We start from the raw sequence: 12,392 nt of genomic DNA, 5'->3' as shown, positions 1-12,392 counted from the left end.
CATAGGAGAGAATACGATATATGGCAGTAATGGACCAAAGTAAAATTCGCAATTTTTGTATTATAGCCCACATTGACCACGGCAAATCTACTCTGGCAGACCGGATTATTGAGCAGACCGGACTGCTGACCAGCAGGGAAATGCAGGCGCAGATTCTTGATAACATGGATCTGGAGCGGGAAAGAGGCATTACCATCAAGTCTCAGGCAGTCCGGATTGTGTACCGGGCAGAGGATGGAGAGGAGTATATTTTCAACCTGATTGACACTCCCGGACATGTGGACTTTAACTATGAGGTTTCCCGAAGCCTGGCCGCCTGTGACGGAGCCATTCTGGTGGTGGATGCGGCTCAGGGAATTGAGGCCCAGACTCTGGCCAATGTTTATCTGGCTCTGGATCACGATCTGGATGTGTTTCCGGTGATTAATAAAATCGATCTGCCCAGTGCGCGCCCGGACTGGGTTGCCAATGAAATTGAAGATGTAATCGGCATAGAGGCCCACGATGCGCCGAGAATTTCTGCAAAAACAGGATTGAATATTAAAGATGTTCTGGAGGCGATTGTTCAGAAGATACCAGCGCCTACTGGTGATCCAGATGCGCCACTTCAGGCCCTGATTTTTGACTCTCTTTATGATTCTTACAAGGGTGTAATTGTATTCTGCCGGATCAAAGAGGGAACGGTGAAGAAGGGAACCAGAATCCGCATGATGGCAACAGGAGCGGAAGCAGATGTAGTGGAGGTTGGATATTTTGGAGCAGGACAGTTTATTCCCTGCGAAGAGCTGAGCGCCGGAATGGTAGGATATGTAACTGCCAGCATTAAAAACGTAAAGGATACCCGGGTTGGCGATACGATTACGGATGCGGTCCGTCCCTGCGACAGCCCTCTGCCTGGCTATAAAAAAGTTACCTCTATGGTGTACTGCGGACTTTATCCGGCAGACGGTGCAAAATACAATGATCTGCGGGATGCGCTGGAAAAGCTTCAGTTAAACGACGCTTCCCTGTTCTTTGAGCCGGAGACCTCTGTTGCTCTGGGATTTGGCTTTCGCTGCGGATTTTTAGGTCTTCTTCATCTGGAGATTATCCAGGAGCGTCTGGAGAGAGAATACAACCTGGATCTGGTAACGACTGCCCCTGGCGTTGTTTACAAGGTCCATAAGAAAAACGGAGAGGTAATTGCCCTGACGAATCCTTCCAATCTTCCGGATCCGACAGAGATTGAATATATGGAAGAGCCGATTGTCAACGCGGAAATTATGGTGACAACGGAGTTTGTAGGCGCTATTATGACGCTGTGTCAGGAGCGGCGCGGCGTGTATCTGGGAATGGAGTATATTGAGGAGACAAGAGCTCTGTTAAAATATGAGCTGCCTCTGAATGAGATCATTTACGATTTCTTTGATGCACTGAAATCCCGCTCCAGAGGCTATGCATCCTTTGATTATGATATGAAGGGCTATGAGCCGTCTGAGCTGGTGAAGCTGGATATTCTGATCAACAAGGAAGAGGTGGATGCCCTGTCCTTTATTGTTCATGCAGATTCTGCCTATGAGCGGGGAAGGAAAATGTGTGAAAAGCTGAAGGAGGAGATTCCGCGTCATTTGTTTGAGATTCCCATTCAGGCAGCGGTAGGCGGCAAGATTATTGCCAGAGAAACAGTAAAGGCTATGCGCAAGGACGTTTTGGCCAAGTGCTACGGAGGCGATATCAGCCGAAAGAAGAAGCTGTTGGAGAAACAAAAGGAAGGAAAGAAACGGATGCGTCAGGTGGGCAACGTAGAGATCCCGCAGAAGGCATTTATGAGTGTTTTGAAACTGGATAATGAATAAAAAGAAGCTGGAGCTGTATCTTCATATTCCTTTCTGTGTCCGTAAGTGCGCTTACTGTGACTTTTTGTCTTTTGCTGCGCCGGAACGGATGTATCGGGAATATGTGGATAAGCTGATTGAAGAAATATACGGTCAGAGCGAAAATTTTCGGGAATATCAGGTGGTTTCTATCTTTGTGGGAGGAGGAACCCCCTCCCTGCTTCCGGCATCGCTTATGGAAGAGCTGTTTGCAGTTCTTCACCAGTGTTTTGATATTGAGGCAGATGCGGAAATTACCATAGAGGCAAATCCCGGCACACTGACTATGGAAAAGCTGGAGCTTTACCGGCAGAGCGGTGTCAACCGGCTGAGTCTGGGACTTCAGTCGGCAGATGATCAGGAACTGAATTATCTGGGAAGAATCCACACCTATGAGGATTTTCTGAAAAGCTATCAGAGAGCGAGACAGGCTGGCTTTACAAATATTAATGTAGATTTGATGTCAGCTCTTCCGGGACAGGATCTCCATTCCTGGAAAACTACGCTGAGAAAGGTTTTGATGCTGAAGCCGGAGCATATTTCCGCCTACAGCCTGATTATTGAAGAAGGAACGCCTTTTTACAGCAGATATGGAGAAGGAAAAAATTCCTGTTCCTGCAGTCAGTGGGATTCCCAGACAATCTGGACAGGACGGGGATTAAAGGGCAGTCCCATGAGTCTGTGGGCGCTTCCGGATTTGCCGGATGAGGAAACGGATCGGGAAATGTACCATATAACGAAGGAGCTGATGGCAGCCCACGGATATCACCGCTATGAGATTTCCAATTATGCCCGTTCTGGATGTGAATGCCTCCACAACAAGGGGTACTGGACTGGAACGGAGTATTTGGGACTGGGACTGGGAGCCTCCTCTTACACTTTTTTTCACCGGTATCACAATACAGACGATATGGAGGAATATCTTTCTCTGGATTTGTCGGAGGCCGGGGCTGCTGTCCGTGATATTCAGGAAATCAGTCTGGAGGAGCGGATGGAGGAATTTATGTTTTTGGGACTGCGCATGATGGAAGGTGTGTCCGGAACAGATTTTTTCTCCCGCTTTGGTCAGAACATGTGGAATGTTTATGGGACTGTGATTGAAAGGCTGGAGCAGCAGGGCCTTTTGGAGGTGGAGATGCCCGTGATTCGGCTGACTGAGCAGGGAATTGATGTCAGCAATCGGGTACTCAGTCAGTTTTTGCTGGATTAAATAGCAGGTAAAGGATATCTGGTAAAAGCCCGTCGGGGCGGAGGAGTTTTTTGTGACTCCTCCGCCCCGACGGGCTTTTTTGTTTCATAGGAAATTACGTCCTATGAAACAAAAACGCTCCGCGAGGATCGCCATGCGGCGGTAGAGAATTTTGTCGCAGAAGCGACCCGCCGCAGGCGGAGAAGCTCGCGGGCGAGCTTCTTTTTTAATGTACTTGAAATAAGATTGCTGTTTCTGTGGCTTTTAAAAGTTTCTTTTCGTGTCAATAACTGATTGTCATTGATTTTGCAGCGTCCCTGTCAAAAATGCGTTCTGCGCTTTATGAAATGTGAAGCTTTCGGTAAAGTCGTTTTACCATAACCATAGCTACAGCAGCCAGAACCATCTCTGCAATCAGCTGCGCGTAGGCCAGACCATACATGGGGAACAGCCAGTCTAAAAGAAACAGAGCAGGAACCTCCAAAATCAGCTTGCGCAGAATGGAAAAGAACAGGGGAATCCGTCCGTTTCCAAGGGATTGGAAAATGCTGACTGTGAGAAAATCCATTCGAAGAAAAGGAAGAATCAGACACAGTCCTCTGAGAAAGCTGGTTCCATACTGGATGATGGTTGGATTGTCCATAAACAGTCGAATCAGGTTTCCGGAAAAAATAAAATACAGGGCAGTAATTCCTATCATAATAGGAACCAGGGCACGGAAGGCGAAATCAATGGAGTCCTTCATCCGGGAATAGAGCTTTCCGGAATAGGTGTAGCTGATAATCGGCATACAGCCCTGGGAGAAGCCAAAGGCCATCTGCATGGGAACCTGATTGATTTTCTGAGCAATGCCCATAGCTGCCACAGCATCTGGACCATAAACGGCAGTCAGGTTGTTTAAAAGGGTCATACTGGTGACGTTCAGAAGATTCTGAATCGCAGAGGGAATGCCCACCTGGCATACGCCCAAAACCAGATTCTTCTCCAGAGAAAAATTCCGGGGAGAAATCCGGATGCAGCTGTTTGCCCGTTTTTTATACAGGAGAATAAAAAAGTAGATGCAGGCCGCACAGTTGGATAAAAATGTGGCAAGTCCAGCTCCGGAGGCGCCCATGTTCAGTCCCTGGGGAAGGATGAAAATAGGATCCAGAATGATGTTGAGAATACATCCGCTCATGGTTCCGATGCTGGCGTGGAGAGAGGCTCCCTCTGAACGTACCATATAGGCCAGTACAACATTTAGAATCGACGGGGCAGCGCCCCAGAGCACGGTCCAGTATAAATAAGCTTCTGTAGCAGCCCAGGTTGTATCGTTTGCTCCCAGCAGTCCAAGAAGAGGCTGCTGAAACAGCAGGCACAGAAGAGAAAACATCAGTCCGGAGCACAGAGCACCGTAAAAGCCGAAGGAAGAGATCCGTCTGGCAAAGTCTTCCTGCTTTCTTCCAAGAGCGCGGCTGATCATACTGGAGCAGCCGACGCCAAACAGATTGTTGACTGCATTAAAACCCAGGGTCACAGGGGAAACAAGAGTAACTGCAGCTGTCTCTATGGGATTATTTAACAGTCCTACGAAATAGGTGTCAGACAGATTGTAGATCACCATAACCAGAGAACTGATGACAGATGGAATGGAGAGCTGAAGGACTGCCTGATAAACAGGGATTTCTTCAAATAATTCTGTTTTGGAAACAGAGGATGACTTTCGGAAATTCATCGATCTTCCTCCCTAAAAGATGTATTTTGAACGTAACGATTCAGGATGGCAAATCCAGACAGGAAGCTGCTGTCCTGAACAGTTACTTTTAAATAACAAAGCGTATGAATATTAGTATACTATATTTTGAGAGAAATTTCAGCAGTTCTGTGACAAGTTTGTATTTTTCGTGACAGCTCAGCGGCTACAGTTTTTACAATTCGATAAAGACTTTCCGGAAAGAATTCTGTATAATGGAGACATGGTGAAACGGTGGAAACCATATAAGGAAAAGGATAAAGGAGGATTCTATGGATTTTTTAACACTCGCAAAGGAACGGTATTCCTGCAGAAAGTTTTCTGGAAAAGAGGTAGAGCAGGAGAAGCTGGAAAAAATTATGGAGGCCGGGATTGCCGCGCCTACGGCAGTCAATAAGCAGCCCTACAAAATATGGCTGATGCAGTCTGAAAAGGCCCGGAAAGCAATCTATGAGGTGACCCGCTTTACATTTGAGGCAGATATTTTTTTTGTAGTGGGATATCTGGAGGAAGAGGCATGGGTAAGGAAGTATGACGGCAGAAATTTTGCAGATGTGGATGCCAGCATTGTGGCCACGCAGATGATGCTGGAAATTCAGGATCTGGGTTTGGGCACTACCTGGGTGGGGCACTTTGACGCTCCCCGCCTGAAAAATCTGTATCCGGAGATGGAACCCTATGGTTTGATTGCCATATTCCCTGTGGGATACCCGGCAGAAGATGCAGAGCCGGCAGTCCATCATGGAATTCGAAAGGATAAAGCAGAGGCAGTGAAGATTTTGTAGGAAAAAGCGCCGCTGAACCAGAAGCAAAACTTATAGTTCAGCGGCGTTTTGAGGTTCAGTAGGAAAAGCAGCCAACCGGGATTTGACTGAATCCCCGCAAGGCTGAACTGTTATATTTATTCCTCTCCGCGGAACAGAATTTCAATATAGGCCAGAATCAGAGGAGCTACGCCCTTGGCCTCGTTTTTCACAATCGGCTCCCTCATATAATAGTCAAAGGTGCCTTCTCTCATTTCTTTATTGCCAAGGCCGGCAACCAGACAGATGCCGTCTAACTGCAGTTCTCCGTTTTCCTCAGAAAGATAAGTGCTGCAGATGCCGTCAAAGGCCTTTCGTCCGTACTGGAAGTAGTTTTCCTCCAGAAAGCCCAGGCGAACGCTTTTCATAATCGCATAGGCGAAAATTGCAGAACCGGAGGTTTCCAGATAGTTGGGGCGGATGCCGCCGCGGTTGACAACCTGATACCACATACCGGTTTTCTCATCCTGATAAGGAAGCATGGAATCAATCAGTTCCTTATAAATCCGGTTTAATTCCTTTTTCTCAGCGCCTAAGGTCTCTTCCGGCATAACCTCCATGGTATCAATCAGCGCCATGGCATACCAGCCCAGGGCACGAAGCCAGAAATTGTCGGACAGGCCAGTTACCTTGTCGCACCAGAAGCTTTCACGGGAATCGTCATAGGCATGGTAGTAAAGACCATTGCGCAGATCCCGCATGAGGCTGTAGACATTCAGAAACTGCTGGAAGCTGTCCAGGCAGTTTTTTCCCTCATTATAAGTAAGCTCATACTGCATATAGAAGGGCTGGGCCATGTAAAGACCGTCCAGCCAGATCTGATTGGGATAAATCGCCTTATGCCAGAAATTGCCGGTAGAAGTACGGGGCTGTGTCTTTAACTGGCTGTATACCGTATCAATCGCCTTTCTGTATTTTTCTTTTCCGGTCAGCTTATACAGGTCAAACAGAGTTTTTCCGGCATTCACATGATCCAGATTGTGTTCATTTGGATCGTAGGATTTGATAGAGCCGTCCTCACTTACAAAATAATCAATAAAATTGTCGGCAAAGGTCAGATATTCTTCTTTTTTGGTAATATGGTACAGTTCCAGGATGGCCTTAATCATACAGCCGTCCATGTAATTCCAGGTAGACTCCTTTCCTTCTTTGATTTTTTCAATATTCCAGACAGGCATCTGGGGACTGCTTTTTTCCAGCAGCTGTTCAATGTAGCGGTCAAGAATTTTCACAGTTTTACTCCTTTAGTTGTAAGTTTTTAATTGATTGATTCTGAATTCAAACGTTTGCAAGCTATCATTATTTTATCATAAAACAAGATAGAAAAGAATTGGAGAAAATGCATAAAAAAGCGCTTACAATATTGAGCATAATGTCTAGTGACACGAGAAACAAACCATGTTAAAATGAAAACATCAACAAAAGGAATGCATGGATGCCTAATGGACTTGAATTGTAATTGCTTACAAATGGCAGAAATGCATAAATTTTCAGATTATTTTGCAAACCTTTGCAACTCATCAGGAGGAGGGAAAAGGGGTGCGGAAGAAAAAGAATATATCATAAAGAAAGGGAGAAAACATTTATGAGAAAGAGCATGAAACAGGCAACAGCATTGACACTGGCAGCAGTTACAGCACTGTCTCTGACCGCATGCGGAGGCGGAAAGGCAGATGCACCGGCAGCAACCCAGGCAGCAGGAGAGAGCAAGGCTGAAGGAGGCGCAGCCGCAGACGGCGAGCAGGTTGAACTGACCTTTTCCTGGTGGGGCGGTGACAGCCGTCATGAGGCTACTGAGAAGGCAATCGAAGCATTTATGGCAAAGTACCCCAACATCACCGTAACTCCTGAATACGGCGCATGGACCGGCTGGGAAGAGAAGCAGTCCTTAAATATTCTGGGTGGAAATGCTGCTGACGTAATGCAGATCAACTGGAACTGGATTGAAGCTTATTCCAACAACGGAGCAAACTTTGCAGACCTGAGCCAGTACGGAGATGTTCTGGATCTGACCCAGTTCCCGGAAGCTGCTCTGGAGCAGTGTAAGGCAGACGGCAAGCTGATGGCAGTGCCGGTAGCTATGACAGGACGTGTGTTCTACTGGAACAAGACCACCTTCGATGAGGTTGGATGCGCAATCCCCACCGATACCCAGTCTCTGCTGGATGCAGGTGCTGCATTTAAGGCATTCAACGAGGATTATTATCCCCTGGCTCTGAGCGAGTACGACCGCATGATTTTCCTGGTTTACTATCTGGAGTCCAAGTACAACAAGCCGTGGGTTCAGGACAATGAGATTCAGTACACTGCAGAAGAGATTCAGGATGGTATGGACTTTATCTGCCAGCTGGAAGAGGCTCATGTAATCCCGACTATCGCTACCATTCAGGGCGATATGGCTGACTCTCTGGATAAGAATGCAAAATGGATTGATGGTAAGTATGCAGGTATCTTCGAGTGGGATTCCTCTGCAAACAAGTTCCAGAAGGCAGTAGAAGAGTCTACTAACAAGCCGGGTCAGGAATTTGTAATTGGTGATTTCGTAAAGCTGGGCGATAATAACGGAGGCTTTACCAAGATTTCCATGGGTCTGGCAGTATCCGCAACCTCTGCACATCCGAAGGAAGCAGCAATGCTGATCAACTTCCTGTTAAACGAGGCTGAGGGCGTTGAGATTTCCGGTACCGAGCGCGGTATTCCCTGTTCTGCAGCAGGTCTTGCTCTGCTGAATGAAAAGGGTCTGGGCGATGCTCTTGTAAAGGAAGCAAACGCAAAGGTTATGGGCTACAGCAAGTTCCCGCTGGATCCGAAGTTTGAGCACAACGATCTGAAGGCAAATCCGGACGGCGTATACTACAAGGTATTTGGTAAGCTGAGCTCTGGAGATATTGACAGTGCAAAGGCTGCTCAGGATCTGATGGACGGCGTAAACGAGTGCATGGGCAACTAAGAAACAAACGTAATTAGAAACATGATAAAAAACAGCATCGTAGTTGACATCTTGGCAGAACATAAAGGGGCCGCTGAAAAAGCTTTCAGCGGCCCATATAAGGGGAATGAGTTTTTATGATAGAGAAAGCAAAGTACCCGGACATCGTGGCAGAATTCCGCAGCTTAGGGGAGTTAAGCCCGGAACAGATGGTTTGCCTTGCAGACACCATCGCTCAGGTGTCCGAGGAAATATTTGAACATTATAAGGCCCTTTGTGATTTGCTTAAGGGGCAGCTTCAGCGAGTTAGAAGAATCTGCAGAGAGGAAGGCTGCAAAAAGGCTTTTCCGCAGGAGGCAGACAGACAGCTTTTAGCCAGAGCGCTGGAGAGCGCATGCAGGCAGAAGGTGGTGCTGGCTGAGAGGTATGAGGAGCTGGCAAAAGAATTAGTACAATAACGAGGAGGCAGCGTATGCAGAAAAAAAGCTTCAGCAGGTTTTTGACAGACAACATCGGCTTTTTATTTATTGTGCCGTGGCTGATCGGATTCCTGGTATTTAAGGTATATCCATTTGCATCTTCTCTGTATTACAGTTTTACAAACTACGATTTGTTTACTGGAATTACAAAGACAGGACTGATGAACTATCAGAAAATCTTTACGGATGAGGATATTGTCCGTGCCTTTGCAGTAACATTTAAATACGCAATTTTCGATGTGCCGCTGAAGCTGGCATTTGCATTGTTTATTGCTTATATCCTGAACTTTAAGTTAAAGGGAGTAAACTTTTTCCGTACTGCTTACTATATTCCCTCTATCCTGGGCGGTTCCATTGCCATTGCGATTCTGTGGAGAGCAGTATTTAATACAGACGGTCTGATCAATACCGTAATTGGAATGTTTGGCATGGAGCCGATTAACTGGATGGCAGGTGCCAACAGTGCTCTGTTTGTAATTATTCTGCTTCGTGTATGGCAGTTTGGTTCTGCCATGGTTATTTTCCTGGCTGCATTAAAGGGTGTTTCTCAGGATCTGTATGAGGCAGCTTCCATTGACGGAGCAGGCAAGTGGACTCAGTTTTTCAAGATTACCGTTCCGATTATTACACCGGTTATCTTCTATAACCTGATTACTCAGCTGTGTCAGGCATTCCAGGAGTTCAACGCACCGTATCTGGTAACAAAGGGCGGCCCCAACGGAGCAACCACTCTGATTTCCATGCTGATTTACAACAATGCATTCCTTCGTCATAAAATGGGTATGGCAAGCGCCCAGGCATGGGTTCTGTTTGTTATCGTTATGACCTTTACTGCAGTTGCATTTATCAGCCAGAAAAAATGGGTTTACTATTCAGATGAGGATGGGAGGTAGAAAACATGACAAGAGAGCAGAGAGCAAAAGTCAGCGCATTCCTGCGTTATACCGTACTGATCGTTGTTGGTATTATCATGGTTTATCCTCTGATTTGGATGGTAGGCGCTACCTTCAAGACCAACTCCGAGATTTTCACCAGCGCCTGGTTCTGGCCTAAGAATCCGGTGTTTGACGGATATGACAATGCATTTAAGAGCTACGGCGGTAAGATTGACCTGCTGAAATCCATGATCAATACTTACAAGATTGTTATTCCGAAGGTTATTTTTACTGTTGTTTCTGCAACTATTACTGCTTACGGCTTTGCACGGTTTGAGTTTAAGGGAAAAGGTATTCTGTTCTCCCTGATGATTTCCACCCTGTTCCTGCCGCAGGTAGTGCTGAATGCTCCGCAGTACATTATGTACAATGGATGGGGCTGGACTGATTCCTACCTTCCGCTGGTAATTCCGTCTCTGTTTGCAGCTGATACCTATTTCGTATTTATGCTGGTACAGTTCCTGCGCGGTATTCCCAGAGAGCTGGAGGAGGCAGCCAAAATCGATGGATGTAACTCCATTAAAACCCTGTGGTATGTGATTGTTCCCATGCTGAAGCCGTCACTGGTTTCCTGTGCTCTGTTCCAGTTTATGTGGACATCCAACGACTTCCAGGGACCGTTGATTTACATTTCCAACATGACAAAGTACACCCACTCTATTTACCTGCGTATGTCTATGGACGGTGATACAGGCTTCCAGTGGAACCGTATTCTTGCCATGTCTCTGATTACAATTATTCCGTCTCTGATTGTGTTCTTCTGCGCACAGAACTCTTTCATCGACGGTATTGCAGCAGGCGGCGTAAAGGGTTAAATAAGTACCTTGTGAATTACAAAGAGGGGATCTCATTTTGGGGTTCCCTTTTGTGATTGAAAAAACGATGAAAAAGAGGAAAACAGAATGAAAATCAGTTGTATTTTTCAGACAGCCAGAAACGCTGTCCTGGAGCTTGAGAATAACGAAATATTTGAACTGGAGGAAGGCTGGGAGATTCTGGTAAACGGTGCGTTTTATGGAGAAACAAAGCGGGTTATTACAAGCGTATACGGATTAAAGCCAGATACAGATTACGAGATTACTGTCAGAAAGGGAGAGGAAAGCGCATCTGTAAGGCTTCACACAGACCATGAATTTGTAACCCTGAATGTGCGGGATTTTGGTGCAAAGGGCGATGGCGTACAGAACGATACTCTGTTTATTCAGGCAGCGATTATGGCCTGTCCAAAGGAAGGACGCGTTCTGATTCCGGAGGGAACCTATAAAATTACCAGTCTGTTTTTAAAGGATGATCTGAAAATAGAGCTGGCAAAAGGCGCTGTGCTTTCGGCTGAGACGGATCGGAGCCATTTTCCTGTACTTCCCGGCCTGATTCAGAGCTATGATGAGGAGTCAGAGTACAATCTGGGAACCTGGGAAGGCAATCCTCTGTCTATGTTTTCTGCAATTATCACTGGAATAAATGTAAAGCATGTGGTATTCTATGGGGAAGGCGTGATTGAGGGAAATGCCAACGGGGACCCGGACAACTGGTGGTATGATGCGAAGGTAAAGCGGGGGGCATGGCGGCCCAGAATGATTTTCCTCAACCATTGTGAGGACATTGTTTTTCAGGGAATCCGGGTACAGAACAGTCCCAGCTGGAATATCCATCCCTATTTTTCGGAGCATCTCAGATTCCTTGATATGACCGTTTTAAATCCTAAGGATTCCCCCAATACAGATGGACTGGATCCGGAATCCTGCAGGGATGTAGAGATTGCAGGCGTATATTTTTCTCTGGGAGACGACTGTATTGCCGTTAAATCCGGAAAAATATATATGGGTTCCAAGCACAAACAGCCTTGTGAGGATATTACTATCCGGCAGTGCTGTATGAGGGATGGACATGGTTCTATTACGATTGGAAGTGAGATGGCAGGCGGAGTCAGGAATTTAACAGTTTGCGACTGCCTGTTTCTGCACACGGATCGGGGACTGCGGATTAAGACAAGAAGAGGAAGAGGAAAAGACGCTGTTATTGACGGAGTTCTGTTTGAAAATATCCGAATGGATCATGTAATGACACCTTTTGTAATTAACTGCTTCTATTTCTGTGATCCGGACGGTCATACGGAATACGTTCAGAGCAGAGAACCATATCCGGCCGATGAGAGAACGCCGGAGATCCGGACAATGGTATTCCACAATATTCAGGCGGAAAACTGCCATGTGGCAGCAGTTTATATGTATGGTCTTCCGGAAAAGAAGATTCAGAAGGTGATTATGGAGCATATCCGTGTTACTTATGCAGAGAATGCGACTGCTGGGGTGCCGGCTATGCTGGACGGTCAGGGAGAATGCAGAAAAATGGGCATTTTCGTAAAAAATGTGTCCCACCTTGTGCTTCGGGATGTGGTTTTAGAGGGGCAGGAGGGAGAGGCTATGATTCTGGACGGTATTGATCGGCTGGAGGGCGCTCTTCGATAAGAGA

The 12,392-nt window shown here is 46.5% G+C and carries 10 protein-coding genes; 8 read left to right on the top strand and 2 right to left on the bottom strand.

Going from position 1 to position 12,392, the window contains the following annotated elements:
* The first annotated feature begins 20 nt into the window (after positions 1-20).
* Complete coding sequence (gene lepA / locus ACESON_RS00145) at positions 21-1,835, top strand: translation elongation factor 4 (RefSeq protein ID WP_177959535.1); 1,815 nt, start codon at positions 21-23, stop codon at positions 1,833-1,835.
* The gene (gene hemW, locus ACESON_RS00140) at positions 1,828-3,063 is read left to right on the top strand and encodes a radical SAM family heme chaperone HemW (RefSeq protein WP_177959536.1); all 1,236 of its coding nucleotides are present in this window, start codon (positions 1,828-1,830) and stop codon (positions 3,061-3,063) included. The genes lepA and hemW overlap by 8 nt, the downstream gene beginning before the upstream one ends.
* Before the next feature lie 319 nt (positions 3,064-3,382).
* On the opposite strand, the gene ACESON_RS00135 is transcribed toward hemW, so the two are convergent.
* The gene (locus tag ACESON_RS00135; RefSeq protein ID WP_177959959.1) at positions 3,383-4,756 is read right to left on the bottom strand and encodes an MATE family efflux transporter; all 1,374 of its coding nucleotides are present in this window, start codon (positions 4,754-4,756) and stop codon (positions 3,383-3,385) included.
* Positions 4,757-5,046: 290 nt separating this feature from the next.
* Between ACESON_RS00135 and ACESON_RS00130 the strand changes: the two genes are divergently transcribed.
* Complete coding sequence (locus tag ACESON_RS00130) at positions 5,047-5,559, top strand: nitroreductase family protein (RefSeq protein WP_177959960.1); 513 nt, start codon at positions 5,047-5,049, stop codon at positions 5,557-5,559.
* Between the two features lie 116 nt (positions 5,560-5,675).
* On the opposite strand, the gene ACESON_RS00125 is transcribed toward ACESON_RS00130, so the two are convergent.
* Entirely contained in the window at positions 5,676-6,809 is a 1,134-nt protein-coding gene (locus ACESON_RS00125; protein WP_177959961.1) for a glycoside hydrolase family 88 protein, read from the bottom strand.
* 353 nt (positions 6,810-7,162) lie between these two features.
* Between ACESON_RS00125 and ACESON_RS00120 the strand changes: the two genes are divergently transcribed.
* The 5 genes from ACESON_RS00120 to ACESON_RS00100 all read left to right on the top strand — a co-directional run bounded on the left by ACESON_RS00120 (position 7,163) and on the right by ACESON_RS00100 (position 12,388).
* A complete protein-coding gene (locus ACESON_RS00120) occupies positions 7,163-8,527 on the top strand; it encodes an ABC transporter substrate-binding protein (protein WP_373107840.1) in 1,365 nt (454 codons plus the stop codon).
* 116 nt (positions 8,528-8,643) lie between these two features.
* Positions 8,644-8,964 (top strand): hypothetical protein, encoded by a 321-nt coding sequence (locus ACESON_RS00115; RefSeq protein ID WP_373107838.1) that lies wholly within the window; start codon positions 8,644-8,646, stop codon positions 8,962-8,964.
* Between the two features lie 14 nt (positions 8,965-8,978).
* Positions 8,979-9,878 (top strand): ABC transporter permease subunit, encoded by a 900-nt coding sequence (locus tag ACESON_RS00110; protein ID WP_177959964.1) that lies wholly within the window; start codon positions 8,979-8,981, stop codon positions 9,876-9,878.
* A gap of 5 nt (positions 9,879-9,883) precedes the next feature.
* Entirely contained in the window at positions 9,884-10,735 is an 852-nt protein-coding gene (locus ACESON_RS00105) for an ABC transporter permease subunit (protein WP_177959965.1), read from the top strand.
* Between the two features lie 87 nt (positions 10,736-10,822).
* On the top strand, positions 10,823-12,388 hold the full coding sequence (locus ACESON_RS00100) for a glycoside hydrolase family 28 protein (protein WP_373107836.1): 1,566 nt from the start codon (positions 10,823-10,825) through the stop codon (positions 12,386-12,388).
* Positions 12,389-12,392 lie beyond the last annotated feature (4 nt).

It is taken from the genome of Lachnoclostridium sp. Marseille-P6806, from assembly GCF_964238185.1.
Taxonomy (GTDB): Bacteria; Bacillota; Clostridia; order Lachnospirales; family Lachnospiraceae; genus Brotaphodocola.
This window is presented reverse-complemented; position numbering and strand designations above follow the sequence as displayed.

What these genes read in the sequence shown, in the direction of transcription:
- lepA (WP_177959535.1), top strand. Translation starts at nt 21, where the DNA reads ATGGCAGTAATGGACCAAAGTAAAATTCGCAATTTTTGTATTATAGCC.
- hemW (WP_177959536.1), top strand. Translation starts at nt 1,828, where the DNA reads ATGAATAAAAAGAAGCTGGAGCTGTATCTTCATATTCCTTTCTGTGTC.
- ACESON_RS00135 (WP_177959959.1), bottom strand. Translation starts at nt 4,756, where the DNA reads ATGAATTTCCGAAAGTCATCCTCTGTTTCCAAAACAGAATTATTTGAA.
- ACESON_RS00130 (WP_177959960.1), top strand. Translation starts at nt 5,047, where the DNA reads ATGGATTTTTTAACACTCGCAAAGGAACGGTATTCCTGCAGAAAGTTT.
- ACESON_RS00120 (WP_373107840.1), top strand. Translation starts at nt 7,163, where the DNA reads ATGAGAAAGAGCATGAAACAGGCAACAGCATTGACACTGGCAGCAGTT.
- ACESON_RS00115 (WP_373107838.1), top strand. Translation starts at nt 8,644, where the DNA reads ATGATAGAGAAAGCAAAGTACCCGGACATCGTGGCAGAATTCCGCAGC.
- ACESON_RS00110 (WP_177959964.1), top strand. Translation starts at nt 8,979, where the DNA reads ATGCAGAAAAAAAGCTTCAGCAGGTTTTTGACAGACAACATCGGCTTT.
- ACESON_RS00105 (WP_177959965.1), top strand. Translation starts at nt 9,884, where the DNA reads ATGACAAGAGAGCAGAGAGCAAAAGTCAGCGCATTCCTGCGTTATACC.
- ACESON_RS00100 (WP_373107836.1), top strand. Translation starts at nt 10,823, where the DNA reads ATGAAAATCAGTTGTATTTTTCAGACAGCCAGAAACGCTGTCCTGGAG.